This window comes from Methylophilus sp. (assembly GCF_008015755.1).
GTDB lineage: Bacteria > Pseudomonadota > Gammaproteobacteria > Burkholderiales > Methylophilaceae > Methylophilus.
Map to the genome: position 1 here is coordinate 16,666 of NZ_SSGF01000014.1, position 26,200 is coordinate 42,865.

A 26,200-nucleotide genomic window follows, 5' to 3' on the forward strand; every position below is an offset into this window, starting at 1 on the left:
CTGTGCAATCTGCATGCCTTGGGGGCTGACTTCCTCTCAGGTGGTCAGGTCACTCGCTGGCGGCGCGTCAGCCAAGCAGGCGGCACCAATCACCATGGCCAGCAGATGGTACAAGTAAGGCACCAAGCCAATCGCTGCCAATGCGGGCATCAAATCGAACACAAAGGCGACGGAGGGGATGGCGACCAGCCAGTATTTGCCGATGATGTGGCCTCTGATCAGACAGATGGCCCAGATCCCCACCATGGACAACCCATACAGTATGGCGTTGTGTGCGATGATGCCAGCGTCCGCTAAACCCGTCGGCAACACCAGCACGAGATAGCTCAGGAGGAACAATTTAGTCTTTAACAATGCGTGATACATGGCTCAACATCCTCAGTATGGATTTCACGTTACACATGATTCTTATCCTATGGTATAGATTTCTGGGCATAAAATTAGCCATCTAAAGCGCATTTAACTGTTTCTTTTTGGGATACAATCAAGGCATGTATGATTTAAATCAGATGATCATTTTTGCCCATGTGGTGAATGAACAAAGCTTTTCGGCCGCCTCCAGAAAGCTGGGCATGACCAAGTCATCCGTGAGTAAAGCGGTGGCCAAGCTGGAGCATGCCTTGGGCGCCAGCCTATTGAATCGGAGCACCCGCCATTTAAGCCTCACCGAAATTGGCGCCAGCTTTTACGACTATTGCACCCGCATCCGCGAGGAGGCAGAGGAAGCGCAGCAAATGATAGAAAGCCTGAATGCGCAGCCCAGAGGCGTGCTGAAAGTGGCGGCTTCGGTGGCCTTTGGCACCTTGCATATTGCGCCTGCGATTGCTGCGTTTATGGATCGCCATCCACAATTGGAAATCGACATGACGATTACCGACCGCCAGGTGGATGTGACTGAAGAAGGCTACGACGTGGTGATTGCGATCACGAAAGACCTGCCGCAAAGTTTAGTTGCCAGAAAGCTGGCGCCGATTCGGCGCAATCTGTGCGCCACGCCAAAATACTTTGAGCAGCATGGCATCCCGGTGATGCCGCAAGACCTGGTCAACCATAATTGCCTAGATTATATTCACTCGGGCGATAAAGGCCAGTGGCGCTTCAACGGGCCTGCGGGTGAGGTCACGGTGAATGTCGCGGGCAGGTTACGGATTAATGATGATGAAGCCCTCTCTCAAGTGGTGTTGGGTGGCTTTGGGTTGGCGCTGTTGCCGACATTTATCATCGGCAAAGACCTGCAGTCCAAGCGGCTGAAATCGGTGTTGTCTGAATATATCCCGGTAGAGCAACACGTCTATGCGCTGTATTTGCCTAAACGTAACTTACCTTTAAAAACCCGGCTATTTATCGATTATCTGTCTGAGCGTTTTGGGGCTGAGCCTTACTGGGACCAAGACTAGTACCGCGCTTAGACCATTGCAAATGGTCATATGATTGTAGCCATATAAGAAACAGTCATATTCTCTTTGACAGGCTTATTTTTCCTCGCTGTCCCGATTATTCTGTCCGCTTGCCCCAAGGGTTAATAAGCATTGAGATGGTTGAGGAATATGGACGTTGAACACTTAATATTGTCGGATCAGGACTATGCACGCTTATCCGTGCTTGCCAATGATGCTTTGTTGCGCGATGAGCTGGGACGTGCCGTGGTCGTGGCTGCCGAGCAAGTGCCAGCGGATGTCGTTAAAATGCATTCGCGCGTGGTTTACCTGGATAAAAGCAACGATTTAACACGCGAGGTGCAACTGTGTTTTCCGGAAGAAGCCGATTTAAAACTGGGTAAGATTTCTGTCTGTTCGCCGGTTGGCTCTGCCTTGCTAGGGTTAAAGGTCGGGCACGAAATTGATTGGCCATTTCCTAATGGCGAATCGCGGCGGCTACAGGTGGTGCGGGTGATTCACCCGACTTGAGCGTGTACATGCGGATATTTCATGCGTTCCCGGCAGATAAGGGAAAATCTCCCATAGGAAAAATGGGCACTTGGCGGCATGATGTTGCTCAGGGCGTGCTTTGCCACTAGGACCGTTTAAACTGATGCGTGAAATTTGCGCTAATTATTTTAAACGGGGTAAAACATTCCCTACCCGCATTCGATTAACGCATATTGATCTCAATGCAAAAGGCATCTCCTCCGAGGTGCCTTTTTACTTTTCTAGCTTGTGCTCGCCTGTGCACTTGTCTTTGTAAGCCGCCAGCGTATTATTAAAATTCTTTTTTCGTTCGTTAAATTCACTGGTGCTGCTGTTGACTTGATCCAGCTGGCTTTTTAAGCTTGGCAGGCTGTCATTAAATTGCTGTTGTTTGGCTTTTAATTGCTGCGCTTTTTCGCTGAGCGCCGATGAGTCGGCATTAAATTGCAGCGTGTCTTGATTAAACTGATCAACCTGTTGATTGATTTTTTTGGCGGTCGCCGCATCGACTCTCTGCCGGGTTTGCGCAGCGAGCGCCTGTTTCCTTTGAGCAAGCGCGTCATTGCGTGCGTTCATGGCCACAATGTCTGCCTGCAGGCCGCTACCCTCTTTTTCTAGCGCCTGCCGTGCATACTGATTGGCCTGAACGAGGTTTTCGGCGTTGAGTACCTCATCATTCATCTTCTTGGTTTCAAGCTGAAAACGGTCGAATTGCTGCCTGATGGTGGCGTCAGCACTCATGCATTGCTCTAACGCATCGAATGTGATGGCGGGCATGTCTGCGGTGTCTTTGCCCCATACGTGATAAATGCCCGGCAGCCGGATCGTTGATGGTTGAGGTGTATCATCGGCGGCCAAACTGGTGTTTGCCAAGGCAGCCAGTATAGCCACGGTGAGTGCTGCCAGAGGGATAGGTAAAAATGGAGTCAGCGTGCGATGCATGTTTCTTTTCTATAGAGTCAGGGATTGCAGCGAAAGACAAACAATCGATAGTTTAATGCATTGTTTATGAATGTGTGATGACCAGATAGCATGCGTAAAGTTGATTTACCTAAGCAGAAAATACAGTCTTTTTAACTGAGGCCTATCATATAATGCAGAGCAATTCAGTCAGCAGTAGTTCCCCATGTCTTCCAGTCGTTGGCACAATCCCTCAATAGACAACAATCGTCGCTCGTGGCACAAAAAATCGCAGTTAGTCGATAGTATGGGCGCTCAGTATCAGGGATTCACCCACGACATTTCACATAGCGGCATGAGCCTTTTTGTCGATAAGCAATATCAGCCAGGGCAGGTATGTAAAGTGAATGTGCCGGTATTTGCAGGGGCAACACTAAGACATTACCAGTTTCATTGTCGGGTGATTTTGTCATCTCTGTGCGGCTTGCAGGGCTTTAGAACAAACCTGGAATTTCTGGAGGTTTCTACAGAAAACAGAGCATTGATTCAGTCGGTGATGGCAAGCTAGTGGTCACTCACACTCGGCTTGTTGCCAGCCACTAGTGGACCACTGTTTTTGAAAACACATTCATGACGATAACGCCTGCCAGGATCAGTGCAATGCCGATCATCGCCGGGGTATCCAGCGCCTGACCAAACACAATCCAACCTACCAGCGCCAGCAGCACAATCCCCAGCCCCGCCCACACTGCATAGGCAATGCCGATGGGAATCGCTTTTAATACCAGCGATAAAAAGTAAAACGACAAGGCATAGCCAACCACAACCACCACCGAAGGCAAGAGTTTGCTGAACCCAGCGCTTGCTTTGAGTGACGAGGTCGCCGTCACCTCACTCACAATGGCCGCGAACAGAAATAACCAATATTTAAGCATCTATATTTTCCTTGATGGTGCTTTGAGAGAGCCAACGTTTGCCATGGCCTCTTTCTTCAGACGCTGATTGTTTCAATAGCACTTAATTTTTCGGTGGTGACCCGCTTTTCCACGCACATCTTTTCCATGTAAAGGTGCCGCAAGTAATCAGGTACAAAATGGCCGAGAAGATATTGAGCACCGGCACCAGGCTTCTGAAACTGAGGAAAAAAGCTTTGCTCAAAGCGTGCCTGGGGGTTTCAAAGCTGCAATTTCTAAATTCAATCAAGCCGCCGATGGCGGAAATGAACAGCGGGACGAGATAGAAAGCGGAGAGTACGTTGAAGTCCATATAGGCGCCTGGCAAGTATTTAATTGCGACCAATCAATTATAAAGACATTCTGCTTTGTCCGATAATTCCTACACTAAATTCAGCGCTAGTGACATAGAGAAACCAGTCTGAATACCGCATGATGGCACCTGTCTAAATGTGAACACAAGTTTAAACGGGGAGGCTTCCATGAAAACACCGCATTCACCTGATGGTGCGACGACGGCGATGTCATTGATTGCAATTACCGCTGGCGCTGCCTCAGCGGCATTGCTGCTGATGTTTGTTGGACTGTTTTTGACCGCAATTTCGATTGGTACGACGACACCCATGGATGTGCAGGCCGATGCGCGTGGTGCAGCCAAGGGTGTGGCGGCGATCGTCGTGGCCAGTCCTGACGGGTTCACTGATCGCAAGCATCTTCAGACGGCTGAACGCGCGCATGTCATGGATGCATTGTTGCGCGAAGCGCGTCGCAGCCAGACAGCGACCCCTGCTGAGAGTGGCACATGGCTGACAGGGCAGAGGATGCGTAAGGTTGACATGGTCACCCCCGCATCAGTCTGGCCACAACAGGCGCATGGCCTGTATATTTGACGACTTGCAGCGCAGGCCGGCTTGTCCGGCTTGAATCTTGTGCATTTTTAGGGCATTGTTCAACATTGAATGATCTATTGGCATCAACACACAATCGACTGAATTTATGAGGCATCTGTTTCCTGCTAAAAATATCCATGCCAGCCACGATGTAATGTGCTTGCATGAAGACGCGCAGTACGCTGCGACGTCGCAGAAATCCGAGCGCGGGGCAACGGATATTGGCAAGGTCAATCTGATCTTGATTGGCTTGCTGGTGGTGATTTTGTTGGGTTTGCTTTCTAAAGAAGAGAGCAACAGCAGTTTCTCCCATCAAACGGTGCGCGCCCAAACTCAGGTTGACGTCCAAACCGCGCCAATGCCACCGGTGGCATTGGCCGCGACTGTGGTTGATCACGATGAGATTAAGCAAGAGACGACAGAGGCAAGCATGCCTGAAGCAGTCACCCCAGCGGTCACTGCCACTGAAGCAAAGCCTGCACGCAAAAAAGCAAAAGCAAAAGTGACAGCAGAGCAAGTTCTAGAGGGGCGTTCGCCTGTCGTCGAGCATTCAACCAGTCCGGTACAGCCGGCGGTTGAAGAGCTTGCCCCCAAAAATCCGCCCACCAAAATCATTGTGTTTAATATCTGGAGTGTGTCCGAATTGCGGTTGAGAAGTGCTTACGCAAGTTTCATGAACGATAGCGATGTGCCCGCGCCGCAGTTAGAAAGCAGAAAAAAAGACTATCTGAATTTTGTCAGCAGACGTTCACGTAAATGTGGCGAGTTGGACAACAAATTTGCCAGCAATATTAACTCGGTAGAAAAGCTGAATTTTGGCAAAGGCGATGTGGAGATTCTGGAATGTCATGCGGCAGAAAATAATGTGGAGCTGGATAAACTGAGCGCGCACGGTGTATAACGTTTAGGCAAGCGCAGTGCTCACCGATTGAGACGATTCACTTCGCGCACTCACAGATCAGCCCAGGGAATCCCCTGGGCTTTTTTAATGCTTAAATTACTGGCAAAAAGGCGATGTGATCGGCACATGCTGAAGACAAAAAACAGCGTAGATTGAACGCTTGCGAAAGCGACATTTTTGCTGAAAAGGCGCCGATATTATGAAGATTAATTTGCCCGTGACACAACAAGAGATTGTCCTGAAACAAGGCGTTTCCATTGTTTCCAAAACCGATTTAAAAGGGGCAATTACCTATATTAATCGCGACTTTATTGAAATCAGTGGTTTTTCTGAGCTGGAACTGATTGGCAAGAACCACAATATTATCCGCCACCCGGATATGCCCGCTGCGGCGTTTGAAGACTTGTGGCGGAGTGTCAAGGCGGGTAAGCCGTGGAACGGCATCGTCAAAAACCGCTGTAAAAATGGCGACCATTATTGGGTAGAGGCCAATGTCGCACCGATTCGTGAAGGCAGCACGGTCATTGGCTATATGTCTGTGCGCTCGCTGGCCAGTCGTGCACAAATTGAACATGCGGAAAAGCTGTATGCGTTCATGCGCGAGGGTAAGTTGCCCAAGCCCGGTTGGCGAGCACAATGGGCGGCACGCATACATGATCTGCCGATGCTGTATAAGCTGGCGACGGCTGTATTGACGCCAGTGGCGGCCATGACGGCTTATGCGGTCTCCGCCGGTCATGCCGGTGCCTGGCTGGGCGCAGGGGTAGGCCTGGGCACAGCGACGGTGGCAGTTGCCCTGTGCGCATTTAAGATAAAAAATGCCTTGCAGGTGATGCAAGATGCCGTGAATGGTCTGGCGGGTGGCAATCTGGAGGTGCGTATCGATACGCGTGGCGACGATGAGTTTGGCGCCATCATGAAAATGCTTAAATGCATGCAAATCAAAATCGGCTTTGATGTTAACGATGCGAAAAAGATGGCCGAACAGACGCGCCGTTTGCAGTCTGCGCTAGACCAGAGTGCTGTGGCGCTGACGTTTGGCGACAGCATGCACAATCTGGAATACATGAACGATGCTGCCAGAAAGGTGTGGGCGGAAATGGCCCCAGAGATTGCCGCTAAATTTCCAGATTATGCCGTGGACAATATGATAGGCAGCAGCATCGGCAAGTATCTCGAATACTCTGATCAACCCGAATTGTTCAAAACCACATTCACGCAGCCTGAGTTTGCGGAAGTGAATATGTATGGCAAGAAAATACAGGTGCTGATCGTTCCGGTATTTAGTGCCAAAGGCGACTATCTGGGTCGGATGACGCAGTGGACAGACCGCACGGCTGAGGCGATCGGTGAGCAGGAGGTGTTCCGCCTGGTGCAAGAAGCCGCCCAAGGCAACCTGGCGCAGCGCGTCAATATCGAGCAGTTGCCCGCTGGCTTTGTGAAGCAGATTGGCGAGGGCATTAACCAGATTCTGGATGCCTTGATTACGCCGTTGAATGTGGCGGCGAAATATGTGGAGCAGATTGCGCAAGGTCAGATTCCGGCCAAAATCACGGACGAATATCATGGTGATTTCAATACCATTAAAAACAACCTGAATCAGTGTATCGGCGCCGTGAATACGCTGATCACGGATGTGAACCTGCTCTCGCACGCCGCGATAGAGGGCCGCTTGTCGACACGTGCCGATGTGACGCGGCATCAGGGCGACTTCAGAAAAATTGTCATGGGCGTCAATGCCACACTGGACTCGGTGATTGGCCCGCTCAATGTCGCCGCGCAATGCGTCGCCGATATTTCTAATGGCCAGATTCCGGCCAAAATCACCACGCCTTATCAGGGCGATTTTAACGAGATCAAAAACAACCTGAATACATGTATTGATGCTGTGAATGATCTGGTGGCCGACGTCAACCTGCTGGCCGATGCGGCGCGTGAAGGACGTATTACCGTGCGTGCCGATGCGACCAAGCATGCTGGTGATTTCCGTGAGATTGTGGAGGGCGTCAATAATACGCTGGACCTGATTGTGGCACCGATTGTCGCCGTGACGCAGGCGATTGAAACAATCACAACGGCCGCCAATGAAATCTCCAGTGGAAACGTAGACCTGTCATCGCGCACAGAGAGTCAGGCCTCCAGCCTGGAGCAAACCGCTGCCAGCATGGAAGAGTTGGCCTCGATTGTGAAACAGAATGCGGAAAATGCCGGTCAGGCCAATCATCTGGCGCTAGAGGCCTCAGACATTGCGATCAAAGGTGGCAAAGTGGTGAACGAGGTCGTTTCAACCATGGGTGCGATTAACGAAAGTGCGAAAAAAATCGAGGATATTATCTCGGTGATTGATGGCATTGCTTTCCAAACCAATATTCTGGCCTTGAATGCGGCGGTCGAAGCAGCACGTGCGGGTGAGCAAGGGCGCGGCTTTGCCGTGGTCGCAGGCGAGGTGCGTAACCTGGCACAACGCTCTGCCAGTGCGGCCAAAGAAATTAAAGTACTGATTACTGACTCTGTGACCAAGACCTCAGAGGGCACCCGATTGGTTGAAAATGCAGGCATCACCATGGATGAAGTGGTCAGCGCTGTGCAGCGTGTCGCGCACATTATCAATGAAATTTCAGCCGCGTCTACCGAGCAAACCGCAGGCATTGATCAGGTGAATCAAGCGGTCACCAGCATGGACGACAGCACGCAGCAAAATGCAGCCCTGGTTGAGCAGGCCGCAGCAGCGGCAGAGTCTCTGGTCGATCAGGCGAATCAACTGGCGGAAGTGATCAGTCAGTTCAAGCTGGAGCCAACAACACGTGGCACGCAAGCGGGACGATTGCTGCAACGCACAGGCACCTGATCAAGCGGGCAGACTTCACCCTCACGCCAAGTATCCACCAAGTCCAGTCAATGTTGGGCTTGGCGGCTATCGGGCCTCTAATGACGGCTAGCTAGGCGCTGAGGTCTACCGGGCGCGCTCTGTAGTAGCCCTGAGAGTATTGGCAACCCATTTCCTTGAGCAAGACTTCTTGTGCCAGGGTTTCCACGCCCTCGGCAATCAGTTTGATATTGAGTTGCTTACCCATGAATATGATGGTTTTGCACAAGGCCTGGTCATTCTGATTGTCAGTAATGTGTCTGATAAAAGACTGATCAATTTTGACGTAATCAATGTTGAATTTATTCAGATAAGCCAGTGATGAGTAGCCAGTGCCGAAATCATCAATCGCCAGTTTGATGCCCTGCGCCTGCAGGCTGTTCAACGTCTCAATAACGTTACCAGACGCCTCCAATAGCAGGCCTTCGGTGATTTCAAAACAAAACTGTGCGCCGGCTATCCCGTTCGAAGCCAGGGTCGAGATAAATTGCTGAATGGGCGCGGGCTGTGAAAATTGCAGGGGTGAGATATTGATGCAAATTTCGACTTGACCAAATTGGCGGTTGATCTTGGTGAAATCACGCATGATTTGCTGGAAAACCCACTCTCCAAGCTCAATAATATAGCCATACTCTTCGGCAATGCTGATAAAGACGGCGGGTGAAATGCTGCCGAATTCGGGGTGTTGCCAGCGTAATAGCGCTTCTACTTTTTCGCATTGCAAGTCGGTGAGGTTGAAAATGGGCTGATATTGCAGATGCAGCTGGTTTCTTTGCACGGCATACCTTAACGCATTGCTGAGTTGGGCTCTCCTGGTAAACACATCATGCATGCCTTCATTAAACAGGATGAACTTGTTTTTGCCTGTACGCTTGGCCTGATAGAGCGCTTGGTCGGCAAACATAATCAATTCATCCGCCTGTTGGCTATGATCCGGAAACTGCGCCACACCAATGCTGATTGACACCGTAAATGATTTTTGTTGCAGCTTAAGCGGGCTCGCCATGGTGGTAATCAACCGCGTGCACAGGGTGCGCAGTTTTTCCTCACTGGCATCTTCTTGTACCACGATTAAAAACTCATCACCACCGAATCTGGCGGTGATGTTCGGCGGCATGATGACAGACTGTATACGCTCAGCCACCGCGATCAACACCTCGTCACCCACCGCATGACCGGCGGTATCATTAATCTCCTTGAAGTTATCCAGGTCCATAATCATGACGGCAATGCGCGTGCCGCGTTGCGCCGCGATTTGCAAAGCCTGATGCAGCTCATTTTTGAGTTGAAACCGGTTAGGCAGCTTGGTTAAAAAATCATGGTTGGCCTGAAACCAGATCTGATGCTGAGCCGCCACCGCCTGTTTTTTATTGGTCTTGTATTGTTTGAGTAACTGGATTAGCAGTAACACCGCAAAAAATGCCAGCGCTGCGAGCTGGTACTTCATCAAAGGATGATCCGGACTTCTCTGCCAGGTTTCCATCAGCTCTGGCGGATTGGTGCCGATGTGCAACGTGGCTTTGTTTAAAATACCCTCCAACGCAGGGTCGTTCTGGCTGACAGCCATATACACTGGACTGGTGATCGGCGTCATGCCGACTTTTCTTACAGAGTTGATTTTATGAAAATCCAGATGGTAATCCAGCACCAGTTCATTACCCACGTAAGCATCTGCAAGGCCCGCATCCAGATACTCAAAAGCTTCATCCGCAACATCTACCAGTTTGATTTTGATGCCGGGCACGCTGGCTTTCAGTCTTTGGGCGAGTGGGCCACCTCTGAACACCGCCACGGTTTGATGGGCAAGATCGTTCAGGGTCAGCGCTCTTTGGTAAAGACCATGATGGGCCGCGACATAAATCGCATTAGGCGTGTCCAGGTAAGGCGTGGACAGCCGCTTGAATCCTGTTGCTGTGAGCTGGTTTCCGCGTATGCCAGTCATCACTGACGCCTCTGCGTTTGTGATGTCATCGTGATAATCAATAATCGTAAATTTTAAACCGGTCAGCTGGCTAATTTTTTGCAGATATTGAATCGACACGCCTTTGTGTCGCTGGTTTTCCAGTTGAAACTCCACTGGCATCCAGCCGTTTCTGACAGCGACACCTACTGTGGGATGCTGTTTTATCCAGAGACGCTCTTGAGTTGTCAATGATAATGGATGCAGCGGTTCTGCGGCTTGCGCGCCGTCGGGTAATATCTCCTGTGCCGATAGCTGCCAGGTAAGACACATGCCGATGACCCAGATGAAAGACTTGAACATCCTGATATGGCCCATGATTGAACGCTGCAACGACATTCACCTATCTCCCAGCATTCTATCTATTTTATGTAAATTAAATTGTATTTGATAACAAGAGGATTGCTATCAAGGGTTAACGGTTATTTTGCAGCGGTATTCATTATTTCTGATGAGGCGCAATCCAAGCGCGGCTTGATCGATGGACAATCAGACTTGCTAAACACACATCGCTGACCGAGAGGTGTCTTGATCGCAGACAACAAACAAGCTATCAGCGCAGATTAACATTTTCATAAATTAATTTTGTGGGCAATATTAATTAGAGTTGCAATCTCACTCAAAAAGTGTGATAAATGGTCTTAATCAAGCCGCATTCACAGCTTTTAAGACCGTCTCCGCGCGTTTCAGTTGCGTTCTCTGTTTTAAAACCCCGCTTCGTTGATTGGCCTACGCTTGGGCAAGGCGACTGGGAGAGTGAGGGAAGGAAGGTTGTTTGGCGCAGACGATGCAGTAGCCGCGCGCTGACTAGCTGTGGTGGCGATATAAGAAAAGGGTCGGCTGTCACGAGGGGATGATATGTTGACGGTAGTCTATCAGTATTTGAAATCATGTGAGGCAGGGATGAGAGTTCAGGGAATGAAGTGTTTTGGCGTATTGATGGCGGTGTTATGCATGCTGCCAGCTTGCTCGGTCAATATGGTGAAGTTGGGTGTGTATCAGAATAAGGCGCAATTGATTGGTTTGGATGGCACCGTCTATGCGGGCACTATCTTGATCAATGATATTAGTAATGATGGCGATATCGCTTTTGAAGAGTCGCCTTATGGTAAGTTGAGCGGCAAATGGACGGCGACCAGTACGGTGACCACCGTTGCTCAGTCGCGGCCTTCTGATGCGCCATCTGAAGCGGTGAGCCGCCGCGCTTATGCCGGCAAGAGTTTTTTACTCGCCAATCAAAAAGCGGTGCTGAATTGCGACTTTAAAGTCAATATTGAAGGCGATGGTTTGCTTGGTAGTGTATTTGTGATTGGCGATGGTTTGTGCGTGGATGACCAGAAACGCAGCATTCCCATTCAGTTTTTCAAGTCATAACCGTCGCGTCTTTATCCTAAGAGAATTGAGCCGCCGCCTGCATCAGGCAGGCGGTGCTGGATCTTCGCCAGTGGCTGAAAGCGATGCATGGTTTTCCAGGTAGCGATAAAACGCTTTTGGCTTGAGCGATTTTGAGAATAACCAGCCTTGCACATAGTGGACGCCGCGTGCTTGCAAAATGTCGGCCTGATGGGTGGTTTCTACCCCTTCGGCAACCATATTCAGCGACAGTGTTTTTGCCATCTCAATGATGTGGAACGCAACATGGCTGGTGACAGCGTCGGTGCCGACGGAGTCGACAAACGTTTTGTCAATTTTGAGGTAATCCAGTTGAAATTTGGTCAGGTAGGCCAGGCTGGAATAGCCCGTGCCAAAATCATCAATCGCGACGCGGACGCCATAATCACGGATTTGTTTGATGGTGGACAGCGCGTCATCATCATCCAGAAAGCCGCGCTCGGTGACTTCGATCAGAATTTGCTGGCCTTGGGCGCCGGTGCTGGTGATGAGCCGTTGAATCAGCGTTAATAGCGCGCCTGAGCGAATGTCATGTGAAGAAATATTGATGCCGACATAAAAGCTTGGATGTGTATTGAATGCCTGCTGCATGTCTCTGCTTACCAGCTCAAACACCCGTTGCGTAATCTGGCAGATCACGCCTGCTACTTCTGCGGCAGGAATAAATATGTCTGGACTGATGAAGGTGTTATCGGCAGTTTTCCAGCGAATCAGGGCTTCAGCACCGATACAGGTACGGCTCTGCAGATGCATGATCGGTTGGTATTCCAGGTAAAACTCGTGCTTTGCCAGCCCGCGTAAAATGGCTGATTTTGTCGAGTAGCGGGTACGCTGCATGTACACAACCACGCCCCCCAGTAACAAGCCAACAATCAGCGACAGTGGTATCAGGATTTGAATAAAGGCCACCATATCGTCGTTGATGTCTTTGAGTGGTATTGCGGCGACCACCGCGCTCAGGTGCAGCGCATTCGGCGCAATGTACACCAGCATATGACGTGTTTTGTCTATAAAAGTGAGTGCTTGCTCTCCGTTGTACCTTTTTATCCAAAGTGGATTGATATCACCCCTGGCGGTGTATAGCTGGTGAGATTGTATGCCAAATACGCCAACCGAAATCTCGGCGCTTCCCAATGCCTGTAATGCATGGCTGGGAATGAAAATGGCCGCCCAGCCTGCCCGTTCAAGCATCACTAGACGTTGATTTGGCCAGTCAGCGATTTGAATATTGGCCCACACCCGTGTGCCATCCGCTTCTGTTCGCAACGGTTCGCCCAGCGCCATGCCATCGAACACCTCTGAGATAGAAGAGCATGCGATACGGTTGCCCCGAATATGGGCGACACCCTGCAAAAACAAGCCATTGATGCTGAACGTCTGCATGCGCTTGATGTGTGGTGGCAGGCAGGCGTCTTTTTCAGCCACGGCTGAAAATACCTGCACAATCTCGGTGAACTGCGCGCGCGTGCTATTCATACGCATCAACACGTCTTGGGTCATGTCACGCAAGTGTTTGGTCTCTTTGACGATGGCCTGGTTGTGGGCGATCATGACCGATAAAAAAATCGAAATGCAGGCGGTTGCAATCATCAGCAGGGTCATCGTGCCCGTCACTACATTTTTGTTCCACCCCTTTTTGAGTGCGTCATCCATGCATGCTTCTTTCTTATCATCATTGTCATCGCGATCTGCAACCGCGCGAAGAGTGTGCTGCATCACTGGTCGATGCATCTCTCGTTGCACGCGCATGTCATCGGCAGCACATTCCTGATGACTGGCCGTGGCATGTCAGTGTTGTATTTTTAACGTGAGAATAGCAGCTAGTTTGATTTAATTCATTGTTGCTTATCGTGATGAATAATGCCGGGCAGACAGCTATCGCGCATCGCTTGGCTGACGCCGAGGAGTCTAGCGTAATTGTCTGATGATTCCTACGGCAGATTCAGCCTGCACCGCCTCGCAAGATTAGAGGCTTAGGTGCATGATTGATTGGTGGCTGATAGATCGACGAGTTGATTGCCCCGGATGGATGATTGCTGGAGGAGAATGACATGCTTGGTACATTGCTGATTGTGTTGGTTGTGCTGGCTTTCATACACGTTTTGCGCACAGGCTTGTCGCCAGTCAACGGCAGTATTGATCCGTGCCGGGCTTTGAGTGTGCTGGTGGCTGTGCTGCTTATTCTGGCGTTTGCTATCGGCTTTGTGGAATGGGACTGACGACGACTCTTTGAGCATGTAACAACGCAATTGAGTATCGCGTGAATTATTTGGATAAATAGCCTATAAATCTACTGTTTTTTGGGTGAAAGAAAACCAGCTGCCTGCCTTAAGATGCCTCGTAGACCTTACTATGAGCTGAGCATGTGCCTCGAAAATTAAGTCAAACCATTAAAAGTCAGTTGATTGCTGCGGTGGTCACCCTGTTGGCTTTTATCTTCTGTCAGTTCTTGCTTGATTACCAGCGTGAAAGAAGTGAAAGTGAAGCTTATATCGAGTCTGCCTCTTATGGCAGCTTGTTGCGCGCTGAGTTGGACCGCGAGCTAAACTCTCTGCTGTTTATTTCTAACGGCTTTTCAAGCTTTATCAAGGTTTATCGCAACGAACTCAAGCAAGAGAAGATGCAGGCGATCTTGGCCGATCTCTGGGCCAATGCTCATCATGTCCGAAACCTGGCCGTGGCCGTCAATTACAAGCTCGCTTATATTTACCCTGAGCAGGGCAATGAGCAGATGATTGGTGTCGATTATCGTGAAGTCCCCTCGCAATGGCCCAAGGTGAAATTGGCGATTGATTCTGGTCAAGGCGTGCTGGATGGGCCTTTGAATTTAATACAGGGCGGTAATGGCATGATTTATCGCTTTCCAATTTTTGTTGATCACCATTACTGGGGCATGATGTCGACGGTGATTGATACCAATAGCTTTTTGCAAGCGGCGTTTAAAGATGCCAGCAATCCTCACTTCGCGTTTGCCATCCGAACGGCAGATCAGAAACAGGTGTTTTTTGGTGATCCAACATTGTTTGCTCAGAAAAACATCTTTATTCAGCAGAGCGAAGTACCTAACGGGGTGTGGGAATGGGCCATCGACAATCAGTTGCGTCATGACTTGCCTGGTCGCGGCCTTGGCGTGGTGTTGAGTGTGATGATCAGCCTGCTGGTTGGCAGCATTGCTTACTTTTTTGCCCAGGAGCGCTATTATTTGTCGGCGGGCGCGCTGATGGACAGCCTGACCGGTTTGCCCAATCGTCGGTTGCTCGACAGTCGGCTAAGTTATATTCACGCTGAAGCCAAGCGTGATCACAAAAGATTCGGCATCATGGTGCTGGATGTGGATCATTTCAAAGACATTAACGACCAGTATGGCCATGATGTCGGTGATGAAGTGATTAAAGCCGTCGCCGCCAGATTGAAGTCGAATATCCGCGAGATGGATACGGTCAGCCGCCTGGGTGGCGATGAGTTTGTCATTGTGCTTAAAGATCAGTTGTCTGAGCAGGGGCTGGTGATAGTCGCGACCAAATTATTGGATGTTTTCAAAGTGCCCATGCTCATTAATGATCGCGAAATCGCCGTGCGTCTGAGCATCGGCCTCACTTTGTATGAGCCTGCATCAGAAGTCACGCTGAAACAACTGCTCAAGCAAGCAGATATGGCGCTTTACAAAGCCAAGCAAAGCGGCAGGAGTACTTACAGCGTCTGGAGGTAAGCAGCTTTTCTATTAGGCGTCTATGTTTTCTAACACGCATCTAGGTTTCTCATTCGCGCCTTAGTTTCTAACAGGCACCTGGCGTGTTAGTATGGAATTTTATTGATGTAAATGTATTAATGACATACGCACATGCGGTGCTTGGCTCATCACTGCTTCTCGCCACCATCCCACTCACGCATGCGACAGAAATTAGCACTGCATCTGCCTTTGTTGAGCCTGATGCTGCCCAAAGTAGTCGCCTATTAAACATCCCAGAACCGATGGTGTATGACCTGGTGCGTCCTTTGGGCGTCAGGCAGGGGGAAATGGAGATCAATGCCCTGGGAGACTATAACCCTTATAACGGCGATCTGAGCTGGGCGCCGGAGTTAGAGTATGGCTTGGCCGATGATTGGGCGATTGAGGTGGAACTGCCCTTTGAGAATGCCAGCCATGAGCGCTATAAGTTAGCGATTCAGCACACACTGGGCATCGACGATGCCCAAGGCGCTGCCTATGGTTGGCAAGCGTTTGTAGATGTGAATAAGCATACCAGGGCCGTGTCTGCTGACGCGACGGCTATCCATGCGCAGCAATGGGCAGACCAGTGGTCGTCATTGAGTATGCTGGGGGTGCGTGTACATAATATGAATCGCAGCGCACAAGTCGATTATTTGCTCAACAATACGGTTTTTTATGATGTCTCGTCACGGTTGACGCTGGGGCTGGAATTGAATCAGGAAATCAGCCGCGGTGGCACCTGGCGTTATCGGCTGACGCCACAGCTACATTATGATGCCAGCCAATATTACACCGTGCAGATTGGCACCGCCTGGTCGACGCTGGATCACCCGGAAAAAACGCAGCGGCTATGGAGTATTCGCCTGATCAAGGTGTTTTAATGACAGCGGTGTATGAACGACCTACAATACACCCACTTGGATAGCGTGTTGACTCGCATGGCACAGACGCTGCCCACGCGGGCATCGTTTTAAGGCGCGGTTAAGCGCAGGACAGCAACAACCACTGAATCACACCTGAGGGGGAAACATGAGTCGTTTGTTTGGAGAAACACACCGCAAAGTACAGGACCAGCAAGGCACTCGCAAGCTGGCAGATCGTATTGAAGAGATCGCTTGCAAGACCGAGATAGATGAAGATGCCAAAGGCTTTATTGAGTCGCTGGATATGTTCTTTTTGTCTACGGTCGATCATCAAGGCCGCCCAACGGTTTCTTATAAAGGTGGCTTTCCTGGCTTTGTGCGTGTCATCGACGACAAAACGCTGATTTTCCCGATTTATGATGGCAATGGCATGCAGCTTTCAGTGGGTAATATGATCGAAAATACGGATATTGGGATGCTGTTTATTTCATTTGAGCGGCCACACCGTATTCGCTTGCAAGGGGTGAGCAGTGTCTCTAATGAGCCCGCTTTGCTCGCCATGTATCAAGAGGCCGAGTTTGTCGTCAAAGTGACGTTATCTGAGCTGTGGCAAAATTGTCCGCGCTACATTCACCGCTATACGCGTGACAGCAGCTCGCGTTATGTGCCGGTGGCAGAATGCCAGACGCCGCTGGCAGAGTGGAAACGTCTGGAGTTTGTACAAGATGTGATCTCTGACGCAGATGCCCAGAAAGCGCGCGAAGCCGGGTTTATTCAAGTCGAAGACTGGGTGGCCAAAATCAAGGCGGGCGCGCCGGATGTTTAGCACTTAAACACAACACACAAGCGCATGGGTCTCCCAGGCGCTTTTTTTATGGCCAGTATGTTTTTATGCTCAATGGGCAATGGCTGACCATTGATCAAAAGACAATTGCCATAAATGTTTGTATGATTCTGTCGATAACAACAAAGAGCATCTTTTGATCAATTGCGGCGTTTACATTTGACTACCCATGAATAACTTTGCAGCCATGTTTGCAAGACGCTCGTTGCGTCTCATCATGACCTCGCTTGGTCGGTTGGTTTCCGCTTTGCTGCTATGCGCTAGCCTGCCGCTGAGTTCAGCGTCGGCAGAGACGATCACGGTGATTAGCGACGATAACTATCCCCCCTATTTGTTTAAAGACGCCAACGGCAATACGGTAGGCATTGTGGCGGATTTCTGGAAATTGTGGGAGCAAAAGACTGGTGTCAAGGTGACCTTGGTGTCAACGGCATGGGAGCAAGCGCAGCAGCAACTGCTGAGCGGCCATGCTGACGTCATCGAGATGATATTTAAAGATGCGGAGCGCGAGCAGAAGTACGATTTTTCGGCCAGTTATGCTTCGCTGCCGGTGGGTATTTATGCGCATGAAAGTATCAGCGGCCTGGCGGCGCCTGCTGCGCTGAGCGGATTTACGGTGGGTGTACAAAAGGGCGATGGGTGCATCTTTAAATTAAAAGAAGCAGGGGTGAAATCGTTTCGCCTCTACAACAATTACGAAGAAATTATTCAGGCCACCTTAAACGGTCAAGTCAAAATCGTCTGCATGGACGATTACCCGGCGCATTATTACTTATATCGTTTAAATGCAGATAGCCAGATTTTGCGCGCGTTTACCTTGTATCAAGGGCAGTTTCACCGTGCCGTCAAAAAAGGCAATGGGCGCATGTTAACCCTGGTAGAGCAAGGCGCCGCGGCCATTAGTCCCGCAGAATTAACTGCGCTAGAATCCAAATGGAAAGGCAGCTCCTTACAACGTAATGAGTACTCCAAGCAGGTGATGCTGACGCTGGCATTATTGCTGGTGGTTGGCTTAACCTTGCTGTTGCTGATTTTTATGCTGCGGGTAGCGGTGAAGAGAAAAACGGCCGAAATACAAAGCAAGCGCGCAGAGTTAGAGCTTGAGCGTCTGCGCCTCACAGACATTATTGATGCAACCCGTGCCGGCACCTGGGAGTGGGATGTGCAAACAGGCCTCTGCCAATTTAACCAGCGTTGGGCAGAGATCTTGGGCTATACGCTTGATGAACTGGTGCCGCACAATGTAGAGACTGCAAAACGATTGACACACCCGGATGACTGGCACAGCTCGATGACGCTGGTGTCCCGTCATTTAACGGGGGAAATTGCATTTTATGAGTGTGATATCCGCATGCGGCACAAAGCAGGGCATTGGGTGTGGATTGCAGATCGCGGCCGCTTGATTTCACGCACCGACGCTGGTGAGCCGGCGATGATGCGCGGCACACATATTGATATTACAGATAAAAAACAGGCCGATGCCGCGATCTGGCGACAGGCCAATTATGACAGCCTGACGCAACTGCCTAATCGACATTACTTTAATCATCAATTAAAAGAGGCGATCACCGCCGCCGCGACCACACAGCAGCACTTAACTCTGCTGTTGCTGGACCTGGATCGATTTAAAGAGGTGAATGACAGCCTGGGCCATCGACATGGCGATGAGTTGTTAATTGAGGTTGGTCGGCGCATTCTGAAGGTTCTCTCTGCTGCGGCGACCGTTGCCCGGTTAGGCGGTGATGAGTTCGCCATCATTTTGCCAGCAGGTTTGCATGCCGATCTTCAAGGGTTATGCCATCAGTTGATGCAGGAGATTTCTAAAGCGTATATTCTTGGCGGCGAGCGTGTATTCGTCACGGTGAGCATTGGTATCAGCCAGTATCCTGAAGACGCATTACATGCCGAAGAAATGACTCAGCATGCCGATCTTGCCATGTATGAAGCCAAGAGTCGCGGACGTAACAGTGCGCGTTTCTTTTCGCTTGCCATCAGGGACGCGCTGTCGCAAAGGCTCAATCTGGCACGTGATTTACGCGTGGCGCTTGAGAATAGCGAACTGCGTGTTTATTACCAGCCTATCGTCAGCTTGGCGAATGGCAAGATTATCAAGGCAGAAGCCCTGATGCGCTGGCAACATCCTGAGCGCGGCTTGATTAGCCCCGCTTTGTTTATTCCGGTGGCGGAAGAAACTGGGGATATCATCGCCATGGGCGACTGGATTTTTCTTCAGGCCGCGCAACATGCCATGCAGTGGCAGACCCTGATGGGCGACGACTTTGCGATCAGCGTCAATAAGTCTCCGGTACAATTTGTCGAGCAGCTCAGTGCCAATAGTGATTGGGTCAATGCCCTACACAAGATGGGGCTTGAGGGGAAACGCATTGTGGTCGAAATTACCGAAGGCCTGTTGCTTAACCCAGACCCAGTGGTTGAACAGCGCTTGATGCAATTGAAGGACATGGGCATTCAGGTGGCTATTGATGACTTTGGCACCGGATATTCTTCGCTTTCCTATCTCAGCAAATTTGACATTGACTACCTCAAAATTGACCAGTCATTCACGCGTCACCTCAATGTGGGTAATGAGAGTTATGTACTCTGCGAAGCCATTATTGTCATGGCGCACAAACTCGGCTTAAAAGTGATTGCCGAGGGCGTAGAGACAGCGCTGCAACGCGACTTACTGATAGACATTCATTGCGATTATGCACAAGGCTTTTTCTACTCGCCGCCGGTGCCTGCTGAGGCGTTTGAGCAAATGCTGATACAACAATCGCGCGAGGCCGCTGCCACTACCCGCTGATTCTCCCCGTCGATGCGCCCAAGCGGGCCATCCACTGCCAGAGGTAAAACTGTTATAAATCAGTTATATCATTATTGAATATTATTTATGATGATAAGTATTTGTCTATGATAAGGGTGCGCTATGAATTGGATGTGCAAAAGTACAATCGTCGCAATACTGACGATGCAAAGCATGACGGCCTCAGCCGATGTGCTAGATTTCGGTGTGGCCGGTCAGTTTAATGTGTTTGTATTTAACAACTTTACCAGCAGCAATTCTGATGTTGAGGGTGCCGTGGCCGTTGGTGGCAGCTTTAATGCGAGCAGCTACTCTGTCAATGAGCTCAATAAAGCCGTTGCTGGCAATGCGCTGGTGGTAGCAAACAACCTGAACTTCAACAATGGTAGCGTGAAGAATGGGAATATTGATGTGGGTGGTAGCCGCACGACTTCAAACTTTGGCTTTACCGGCACTTATACAGATACCGACCCAATCAATTTCGCCAATGAGCGCACCTATCTGCAAAACCTGTCTACCAGCCTCAACGCCCTGGCGAATACCGGCACAGCGACTTATAACTATAGCGGCTTGCAATTGACTGCGAGCAACAATAGCAGCGCGCAGATTTTTGATATTGATGGCAGTTTGTTTAACTCTAGAAATAACACCACATTCAGTGGCTTTTCAAACGGCCAGACCATTATTCTGAATATTTCTGGCAATGGCCTGACTTTTAATGGCGGCACTGGCACTAACTTTAGTCAGTATGGTTTCAATGTGGTGTATAACTTTTACGAAGCCACCGCCTTGACGACCGGCTCTGGTGCGACGGGTACAATTCTGGCACCGTTGGCAGATATTACCGGTGGTTATGCAGCCATTAACGGTAACGTGATTGCGAATAGCTGGAACACCAATACCCAGGTCAATGTGACTGGCATGTTTAAGCCAACAGACATTACTGGCTTGGTGGTTACCCCAGTGCCAGAGCCAGAAACCTATGGCATGTTGCTGGCTGGTTTGGCGTTTGTGGGTGTGTTGGCGCGCAGACGCAAATTTCTCGCTTAATCTCTGCGCCCGCCATAAAAAAAGACTCAAGCATATGCTTGAGTCTTTTTGTTTTAACGCCTGCTTTAGAACTTCATACGTAAACCGGCGCCATAGCTGGTCACGTTAGTATAGTTTGAAGCGCTTGGGTATTTGTCACCTGAAAAATGGTTGGTGGTATAAGCCAGGTAAGTATCAAAGCGCTTGTTCAGCTTATAGTCCACCATCGCCGTCCAGGTATCAATCTTGCCCTGTGAGTTGGTTGAAACGGTTGGGCCGTCAATGGCATCTGCCTTGGTCAGGTAGTAACCGATAGAGGTGGTCAGGCCAGCCAGAGCTGGCACACGCTGCGCAAAGTCAAAGTTGGCACCCAGGTAATACACATAGTTATCCTGTTTGAAGCCTGGTTTTAAAGCCGAGGTTGCCACGCCGCCAAACACGGTTTGATCGTAGATCGAGTGGTAATCAATCGAACGTGAGGAGGAAGGTTGTAACTGGTACCACTCCATGCCGCCGATGATTTTCAGGTCTTTGGTCGGCATCCATCTACCGGTGAGCAAGACCGCTTGCGTGTTATACAGAGAGACCGCAATGGTGTCATTGGCCAAAGGATTACCCGGCGCCGCCGTGCCTGACTTCACTGAGTCAAAAAATCTGTCATAAGCCAATTGCACGCCGAATGAACTGCTTTCGTAGCCCAATTGCGTGGTGTAGCCATTGCCGTGCGAAGTCCCCGCAGAGTTACCAAACTGGTTGATCACGGCATAGTTGATTTTGTCGTGGCTCTCTAACTCGTAAGTATTCCCGTACTTAAGTGAGTTTTTCATGCGTGAGTTTTCAGACACGCCACCACCACCGCCTACGGTGCCGCTTTCACCCAAGGGTGAAAAGCTGTCTGCCTTGCCGTTAGGGTCATAAGTGACGGTGATTTCAAAGAACGGGTTGTATTGCGTACCGTAGGTCAACTTACCCCATGAGCCACCATCAATCCCTGCCCAGGCCTAGCGGGTAAACAATTCACCGTTCATGGACGAGTTGGCGCTGACGCTGGAGTTAGCATTGGTGCCGGAGTTATCCGCCAGCGTTTGTGCCGCATCATGCAAGCGCATGTCCAGCGTATTAAAGCCCGCTTCAAATTGGTAGATAAATTTAAAGTCATGATCCCACGCTTGCAGCTTGGCCACTTCGCCTTTGAAGCCCAGACGTGAACCTTGCCAGCCGCCATTGACCCAGTTGGTTCTAGAGGTGGTTCTGGCTGTTTTTTTGGCGCCAGAGTAAGGATAAAAGTTATTCGCTAACTCATAGTTCTCTGGCAAAGAGTGGTTGATATGCGTCAGGCCAATATCCACCAAACCATACACCTGGAAGTAAGAAGGATGATCACCCAGGTCAAAATTGATACGAAAAGGGTTGTCGTCATTCATAAAACGCGACACCAAAGAAGGAGATTCTTGTGAACTCGTGGTGGTGGATTGGTCAGCCTGGGCGGCGAATGCCTGGCTAATCGCCAGTGGTAATAATGCCAGTTTGAAAAAGTGCGCTATGTTCATCTTCTATCCTAAAAAGCGGTGTGTCGGTGTGTTTCAAGACAGGCATTTTCAAGGCGTTAGATGAAGATTAAATGACAAGCGGCTTACACGAAACTTACACGCTGAAATATGTGCCGATAGCAGTTCAGGTAAATCAGCCGTGATGCAATAAGCTATCACGGCTGGCGCCTGCTTTTTTAAGCCTGGCGCGGCTTAGAACTGGTGTGTGAATTGCATGCTGAGGATATCGGCACTACCATCATATTTGCCATCAACGAGCCCTCTACTTGGCACCAGTGCGGTTTGATCATCATGAATTCTGGCATCTTTGATAAAAAGATGCGCATAGCCGACATCGAAGGTAGTCTGCGGACTATATTGCCAGCTGGCGCCAAATGATAGCCAGATGCGGTCATTGCCAGGGATACGCGGGGTTCTATGATTGTTATCGATGGCTTCTTCATCGTAGGCGACGCCTGTACGCAATTTGAGGCGGTCTGTGTAACGATAGTTAGCACCGATTGAATAGCGTAAGGTGTTGTTCCAGTGTTCTTGTGTGGTGCCGATGATGGAGTTGGTGCCATTGTCGCGCACAATGCTGAGCGACTTAAACTGGCTCCAGCGCGTCCAGGTCACGTCGGCCAGTAAGTCCCAGCGATCATCTAAACGACTAAAGCTACTGAAGGATAGTGTTTCTGGCAGCGTCAGGTCCGCGGTGATGTCGGTGTTCAATGTCCTGCCTGGAATACCGTTTAAGCCAGTAAAGGGTGAGCGCGCATCGCCTTTTAAATGCTGTTCCACTTTTGAGCGAAATGCCAGGCCTAGCCTGGTGTCTGGCGTGACTTGATAAATGGCGCCTAAGTTGTAACCAAAGCCCCAGTCTTTGCCTTTATTGTTGATTGAGGATTCAGCCGCGCCTAGATTAACTGCGCTGGTGAGTTCGGCCTGTGCCCACATGGCCGAGACACCAAAGCCAAGCGACCATTGATCATTGAGTTTCCAGGCCAGGGATGGGTTGATATTGACGGTTTTGAGTTCTGATTTGATCGCCTGAAAACGGCCTGACCAGTTCTTATCATATTCCGTTTTCAGACCGAAAGGGGTGCCTATGCCAAGCCCCACTTTGAGCTGGTCGCTGATATCTTGTTTGTAGTAAAAATTAGGGATGGCCGCCAGGCTGCCAATCTCCCCGCCTTCATTACCAAAGGGGCGAGACCCCGCAGGCTGACTGTTTCTGTTATCAAAGTCACCATTGGTTTTAATCAAATGCAACGCGCCAACGATTTGGCGGCCTTCAAGATAAGTCATCCCAGCCGGGTTAAAAAAGATGGTGCTGGCGTCTTCTGCCACAGCAGAGGCCCCGGCATACGCGTTGCCCAGGCCGCTGGCACCTTGCTCAAACAACGCGAAGCCTGCAGCATGGCTTTGTAACTGGTAGCTAGAAAATAACAGGCTGATCAAAAGCCGTGTTGATGAATAACGCATGTGACGCCCCCTGGCTGAAATATGATGATTTGTAATTGTTGTTTGTGAGCTATTGTAAATATATTTTAACGTAAGTAGCCTTTATCCTGCATCAAGATTAGCAATTTTGCGGAAATTAGCCGGAATGCTTTCTGGAAACTCGGCCATAAATGCGGTTGTCTGGCTGGCAGACAAGGCGGCACTGAATAAATAACCTTGTACATGGTGGCAGAGCTTATATTGCAGATATTCAAACTGAATGGCACTTTCTACGCCCTCTGCAACCACTTTCAAATTGAGGCTGACGGCCAATGCCACCAGAGCATCGACAATGGCAATATCGACCTTGTCTTGCGGGATGCCTGCGGTAAACTGCTTGTCAATTTTGAGGATATCGACCGGCAATTGCTTGAGGTAATTCATCGACGAATGACCAATGCCAAAATCGTCGATGGCAATGCCTATGCCCAATTGTTTGAGTGAATACAGAATTTGTTTGGCCGCCTCGATGTTGCGCATGACCATGGATTCTGTGATTTCCAGATTGAGCGTCCGTGGCGACACGCGGTAGAAGTCGAGTGCGTGACGGATGGTATCTGACAAACTGTCATCATCGAGTTGGCGTGATGAAATATTGACGTTCATGAACAGGTCGCGGTCGAACATTTCCTGCCACATTGCCAATTGTTTGAGCGATTGGTGAATCACCCAGGCGCCAATGCTGATGATGAGTCCGGAGCCTTCGGCCAGGTGGATAAACTGGTCCGGTGTCAGCAAGCCTTTGGTCGGATGACGCCATCTGAGCAGGGCTTCAAAACCGATGGTTTTCAACAGCTGGGTATGGATGATCGGCTGGTAATAGAGCTCCAGCTCCTGGTTTTGTTGGGCAAAATGCAGCTCTTCACGTAGGTTGCGTAGCTCCGAGGTGGTGGCTTCATCATATTCACTATAAAACCTGAAGGTATTGCGCCCGGCATCTTTGGCTTGATACAGCGCCACATCTGCGTTTTTCATCACCTCGGTTTTGGAGTCAAAGCCTGGCCGCAATAGCGCAATACCAATGCTGACGCCAATATGAATCTCATGATCATCGACGATAAACTGCGCAGAAATGGTTTGGATAATCCGTTTACAGACCTGCTCAATCAGCGCACGGCCAGGTGCATCTAGCAAAATCGCAAACTCATCGCCGCCAAGGCGGAAAATCGCATCTTCTTGCGACATATTGCCGCGCAGCCTGTGCGCGACTTGCAGCAGCAATTTGTCGCCGGTGTTATGGCCAAAGGCGTCGTTCACGATTTTAAAACGATCCAGGTCGAGTAACAGCAAGTAAATATGTTTGCGGTCATCGGGCGCAGCGGTGATTTTGCGCGTGATTGCTTCCTCGAAGGCGTGGCGATTGAGTAACTGGGTATTTTTATCGTAGTGCGCTAAAAACTGCAGTTTTTCTTCAATCACTTTGCGATGCTCAAGCTCTGCTTGCAACTGCGCATCCCGCTGGCGAATACTTTCCAGCATGTTGTTAATATCATGGCTCAACAGGCCGATTTCATCGGCGCTGGTGACATTGATACGCTGGTCGTAATGATGATTACGTGTGATTTTGCTCACAAAACTGTGCAGCGCGTGGATAGGGTCCACAATATTGCGGTTCAGGCGCCACATGATGAGGCAGCCAACCAGGGCTGCGGCTAGCACCGCAATGGCATTCGACCAGGCAAAGCCGATTAACACATCAACGATCTGATCTTGCTTGATGGTAGCGTGCAAGCTGCCGACTGTTTTTTCATTGACCACAATCGGCGTGGTGACTTCCATGTCGCTAAAGTAAGGATATAGCCACTGCCAGGCCGCCGGGTTTTTGGGGTGTTGCGGATGCAGGCTTTGCAGTGGGTGCTGTTGCGGGTTAAGAATCACCACGCTGCGGATATTCTGGTTGTCGGTGAGTGGCTCCAGGGTCTTGGCGGCAGAACTGACCTCGCCAAACATCACGGCAGGGCCAACAGAATTAGCCACCACGTTCATTTGTACCAGGATGTCGCGAACGAGATGGGAGCGCAGGCTGTGGTAGTGGCTACCGAAGGCAAACACAATAAAGACCAGCAACATACTCAAGGTCATCACCAGTTCGGTGAGCAGCAGTTTGTGTGCAATTTTGAGGTGAGGTAGCAGTCTTAACATACA

General features: G+C 50.0%; 23 protein-coding genes. 13 read left to right on the plus strand and 10 right to left on the minus strand.

Annotated elements, in window-relative coordinates; translation table 11 throughout:
- Positions 1–36: 36 nt before the first annotated feature.
- Positions 37–366, minus strand: coding sequence for a hypothetical protein (locus E6Q52_RS05845; protein WP_292819670.1), 330 nt, complete (start codon positions 364–366; stop codon positions 37–39).
- A gap of 125 nt (positions 367–491) precedes the next feature.
- Here E6Q52_RS05845 and E6Q52_RS05850 point away from each other — a divergent pair, with 125 nt between their 5' ends.
- Both E6Q52_RS05850 and rnk read left to right on the plus strand, forming a co-directional pair.
- Positions 492–1,397, plus strand: coding sequence for a LysR family transcriptional regulator (locus tag E6Q52_RS05850; protein ID WP_292819672.1), 906 nt, complete (start codon positions 492–494; stop codon positions 1,395–1,397).
- 150 nt (positions 1,398–1,547) lie between these two features.
- The gene (gene rnk / locus E6Q52_RS05855) at positions 1,548–1,907 is read left to right on the plus strand and encodes a nucleoside diphosphate kinase regulator (protein ID WP_292819675.1); all 360 of its coding nucleotides are present in this window, start codon (positions 1,548–1,550) and stop codon (positions 1,905–1,907) included.
- A 234-nt stretch (positions 1,908–2,141) separates the two neighbouring features.
- On the opposite strand, the gene E6Q52_RS05860 is transcribed toward rnk, so the two are convergent.
- Positions 2,142–2,849, minus strand: a complete 708-nt coding sequence (locus E6Q52_RS05860; RefSeq protein WP_292819678.1) for a hypothetical protein — start codon at positions 2,847–2,849, stop codon at positions 2,142–2,144.
- Positions 2,850–3,033: 184 nt separating this feature from the next.
- On the opposite strand from E6Q52_RS05860, the gene E6Q52_RS05865 reads away from it, so the two are divergent.
- On the plus strand, positions 3,034–3,375 hold the full coding sequence (locus E6Q52_RS05865; protein ID WP_292819681.1) for a PilZ domain-containing protein: 342 nt from the start codon (positions 3,034–3,036) through the stop codon (positions 3,373–3,375).
- A 31-nt stretch (positions 3,376–3,406) separates the two neighbouring features.
- Here E6Q52_RS05865 and E6Q52_RS05870 read toward each other — a convergent pair whose 3' ends face one another.
- Together E6Q52_RS05870 and E6Q52_RS05875 are read right to left on the minus strand one after the other, a co-directional pair.
- Entirely contained in the window at positions 3,407–3,742 is a 336-nt protein-coding gene (locus E6Q52_RS05870) for a multidrug efflux SMR transporter (protein ID WP_292819684.1), read from the minus strand.
- Positions 3,743–3,824: 82 nt separating this feature from the next.
- On the minus strand, positions 3,825–4,073 hold the full coding sequence (locus E6Q52_RS05875) for a hypothetical protein (RefSeq protein ID WP_292819686.1): 249 nt from the start codon (positions 4,071–4,073) through the stop codon (positions 3,825–3,827).
- A gap of 169 nt (positions 4,074–4,242) precedes the next feature.
- On the opposite strand from E6Q52_RS05875, the gene E6Q52_RS05880 reads away from it, so the two are divergent.
- The 3 genes from E6Q52_RS05880 (at position 4,243) to E6Q52_RS05890 (ending at position 8,399) form a co-directional block, all read left to right on the plus strand.
- Positions 4,243–4,650 carry a hypothetical protein gene (locus E6Q52_RS05880; protein WP_292819689.1) on the plus strand — a complete coding sequence of 136 codons (408 nt, stop codon included), beginning with the start codon at positions 4,243–4,245 and terminating at the stop codon, positions 4,648–4,650.
- A gap of 106 nt (positions 4,651–4,756) precedes the next feature.
- Positions 4,757–5,551, plus strand: coding sequence for a hypothetical protein (locus E6Q52_RS05885; RefSeq protein ID WP_292819692.1), 795 nt, complete (start codon positions 4,757–4,759; stop codon positions 5,549–5,551).
- A 199-nt stretch (positions 5,552–5,750) separates the two neighbouring features.
- Positions 5,751–8,399, plus strand: coding sequence for a methyl-accepting chemotaxis protein (locus E6Q52_RS05890; RefSeq protein ID WP_292819695.1), 2,649 nt, complete (start codon positions 5,751–5,753; stop codon positions 8,397–8,399).
- A 91-nt stretch (positions 8,400–8,490) separates the two neighbouring features.
- Here E6Q52_RS05890 and E6Q52_RS05895 read toward each other — a convergent pair whose 3' ends face one another.
- Positions 8,491–10,716, minus strand: coding sequence for an EAL domain-containing protein (locus E6Q52_RS05895; RefSeq protein WP_292819698.1), 2,226 nt, complete (start codon positions 10,714–10,716; stop codon positions 8,491–8,493).
- 564 nt (positions 10,717–11,280) lie between these two features.
- On the opposite strand from E6Q52_RS05895, the gene E6Q52_RS05900 reads away from it, so the two are divergent.
- Positions 11,281–11,751, plus strand: a complete 471-nt coding sequence (locus E6Q52_RS05900; RefSeq protein WP_292819701.1) for a hypothetical protein — start codon at positions 11,281–11,283, stop codon at positions 11,749–11,751.
- A gap of 42 nt (positions 11,752–11,793) precedes the next feature.
- Here the strand turns inward: E6Q52_RS05900 and E6Q52_RS05905 are convergent, their stop codons facing one another.
- Positions 11,794–13,422 (minus strand): EAL domain-containing protein, encoded by a 1,629-nt coding sequence (locus E6Q52_RS05905; RefSeq protein ID WP_292819704.1) that lies wholly within the window; start codon positions 13,420–13,422, stop codon positions 11,794–11,796.
- A gap of 398 nt (positions 13,423–13,820) precedes the next feature.
- On the opposite strand from E6Q52_RS05905, the gene E6Q52_RS05910 reads away from it, so the two are divergent.
- From E6Q52_RS05910 to E6Q52_RS05935, 6 genes are all read left to right on the plus strand, one after another.
- Positions 13,821–13,988 carry a DUF3309 domain-containing protein gene (locus E6Q52_RS05910; RefSeq protein ID WP_292819708.1) on the plus strand — a complete coding sequence of 56 codons (168 nt, stop codon included), beginning with the start codon at positions 13,821–13,823 and terminating at the stop codon, positions 13,986–13,988.
- Between the two features lie 146 nt (positions 13,989–14,134).
- Positions 14,135–15,478 (plus strand): diguanylate cyclase, encoded by a 1,344-nt coding sequence (locus tag E6Q52_RS05915; protein ID WP_292819711.1) that lies wholly within the window; start codon positions 14,135–14,137, stop codon positions 15,476–15,478.
- 83 nt (positions 15,479–15,561) lie between these two features.
- Positions 15,562–16,362 carry a hypothetical protein gene (locus E6Q52_RS05920; RefSeq protein WP_292819714.1) on the plus strand — a complete coding sequence of 267 codons (801 nt, stop codon included), beginning with the start codon at positions 15,562–15,564 and terminating at the stop codon, positions 16,360–16,362.
- Between the two features lie 148 nt (positions 16,363–16,510).
- Positions 16,511–17,170: a pyridoxamine 5'-phosphate oxidase family protein gene (locus E6Q52_RS05925; protein WP_292819717.1), complete on the plus strand. Its 660-nt coding sequence runs from the start codon at positions 16,511–16,513 to the stop codon at positions 17,168–17,170.
- A gap of 187 nt (positions 17,171–17,357) precedes the next feature.
- The gene (locus E6Q52_RS05930; protein WP_292819720.1) at positions 17,358–19,994 is read left to right on the plus strand and encodes an EAL domain-containing protein; all 2,637 of its coding nucleotides are present in this window, start codon (positions 17,358–17,360) and stop codon (positions 19,992–19,994) included.
- Between the two features lie 123 nt (positions 19,995–20,117).
- Positions 20,118–21,044, plus strand: coding sequence for a choice-of-anchor A family protein (locus E6Q52_RS05935; RefSeq protein WP_292819723.1), 927 nt, complete (start codon positions 20,118–20,120; stop codon positions 21,042–21,044).
- A gap of 65 nt (positions 21,045–21,109) precedes the next feature.
- On the opposite strand, the gene E6Q52_RS05940 is transcribed toward E6Q52_RS05935, so the two are convergent.
- The 4 genes from E6Q52_RS05940 to E6Q52_RS05955 all read right to left on the minus strand — a co-directional run bounded on the left by E6Q52_RS05940 (position 21,110) and on the right by E6Q52_RS05955 (position 26,197).
- On the minus strand, positions 21,110–22,012 hold the full coding sequence (locus E6Q52_RS05940) for a porin (protein ID WP_292819758.1): 903 nt from the start codon (positions 22,010–22,012) through the stop codon (positions 21,110–21,112).
- A 12-nt stretch (positions 22,013–22,024) separates the two neighbouring features.
- Positions 22,025–22,573 (minus strand): hypothetical protein, encoded by a 549-nt coding sequence (locus tag E6Q52_RS05945; protein WP_292819726.1) that lies wholly within the window; start codon positions 22,571–22,573, stop codon positions 22,025–22,027.
- Positions 22,574–22,765: 192 nt separating this feature from the next.
- Entirely contained in the window at positions 22,766–24,037 is a 1,272-nt protein-coding gene (locus E6Q52_RS05950; RefSeq protein WP_292819729.1) for an OmpP1/FadL family transporter, read from the minus strand.
- Between the two features lie 81 nt (positions 24,038–24,118).
- Positions 24,119–26,197, minus strand: coding sequence for a bifunctional diguanylate cyclase/phosphodiesterase (locus E6Q52_RS05955; protein ID WP_292819732.1), 2,079 nt, complete (start codon positions 26,195–26,197; stop codon positions 24,119–24,121).
- Positions 26,198–26,200: the final 3 nt, after the last annotated feature.

What these genes read in the sequence shown, in the direction of transcription:
- E6Q52_RS05845 (WP_292819670.1), bottom strand. Translation starts at nt 366, where the DNA reads ATGTATCACGCATTGTTAAAGACTAAATTGTTCCTCCTGAGCTATCTC.
- E6Q52_RS05850 (WP_292819672.1), top strand. Translation starts at nt 492, where the DNA reads ATGTATGATTTAAATCAGATGATCATTTTTGCCCATGTGGTGAATGAA.
- rnk (WP_292819675.1), top strand. Translation starts at nt 1,548, where the DNA reads ATGGACGTTGAACACTTAATATTGTCGGATCAGGACTATGCACGCTTA.
- E6Q52_RS05860 (WP_292819678.1), bottom strand. Translation starts at nt 2,849, where the DNA reads ATGCATCGCACGCTGACTCCATTTTTACCTATCCCTCTGGCAGCACTC.
- E6Q52_RS05865 (WP_292819681.1), top strand. Translation starts at nt 3,034, where the DNA reads ATGTCTTCCAGTCGTTGGCACAATCCCTCAATAGACAACAATCGTCGC.
- E6Q52_RS05870 (WP_292819684.1), bottom strand. Translation starts at nt 3,742, where the DNA reads ATGCTTAAATATTGGTTATTTCTGTTCGCGGCCATTGTGAGTGAGGTG.
- E6Q52_RS05875 (WP_292819686.1), bottom strand. Translation starts at nt 4,073, where the DNA reads ATGGACTTCAACGTACTCTCCGCTTTCTATCTCGTCCCGCTGTTCATT.
- E6Q52_RS05880 (WP_292819689.1), top strand. Translation starts at nt 4,243, where the DNA reads ATGAAAACACCGCATTCACCTGATGGTGCGACGACGGCGATGTCATTG.
- E6Q52_RS05885 (WP_292819692.1), top strand. Translation starts at nt 4,757, where the DNA reads ATGAGGCATCTGTTTCCTGCTAAAAATATCCATGCCAGCCACGATGTA.
- E6Q52_RS05890 (WP_292819695.1), top strand. Translation starts at nt 5,751, where the DNA reads ATGAAGATTAATTTGCCCGTGACACAACAAGAGATTGTCCTGAAACAA.
- E6Q52_RS05895 (WP_292819698.1), bottom strand. Translation starts at nt 10,716, where the DNA reads ATGTCGTTGCAGCGTTCAATCATGGGCCATATCAGGATGTTCAAGTCT.
- E6Q52_RS05900 (WP_292819701.1), top strand. Translation starts at nt 11,281, where the DNA reads ATGAGAGTTCAGGGAATGAAGTGTTTTGGCGTATTGATGGCGGTGTTA.
- E6Q52_RS05905 (WP_292819704.1), bottom strand. Translation starts at nt 13,422, where the DNA reads ATGGATGACGCACTCAAAAAGGGGTGGAACAAAAATGTAGTGACGGGC.
- E6Q52_RS05910 (WP_292819708.1), top strand. Translation starts at nt 13,821, where the DNA reads ATGCTTGGTACATTGCTGATTGTGTTGGTTGTGCTGGCTTTCATACAC.
- E6Q52_RS05925 (WP_292819717.1), top strand. Translation starts at nt 16,511, where the DNA reads ATGAGTCGTTTGTTTGGAGAAACACACCGCAAAGTACAGGACCAGCAA.
- E6Q52_RS05930 (WP_292819720.1), top strand. Translation starts at nt 17,358, where the DNA reads ATGAATAACTTTGCAGCCATGTTTGCAAGACGCTCGTTGCGTCTCATC.
- E6Q52_RS05935 (WP_292819723.1), top strand. Translation starts at nt 20,118, where the DNA reads ATGAATTGGATGTGCAAAAGTACAATCGTCGCAATACTGACGATGCAA.
- E6Q52_RS05945 (WP_292819726.1), bottom strand. Translation starts at nt 22,573, where the DNA reads ATGAACATAGCGCACTTTTTCAAACTGGCATTATTACCACTGGCGATT.
- E6Q52_RS05950 (WP_292819729.1), bottom strand. Translation starts at nt 24,037, where the DNA reads ATGCGTTATTCATCAACACGGCTTTTGATCAGCCTGTTATTTTCTAGC.
- E6Q52_RS05955 (WP_292819732.1), bottom strand. Translation starts at nt 26,197, where the DNA reads ATGTTAAGACTGCTACCTCACCTCAAAATTGCACACAAACTGCTGCTC.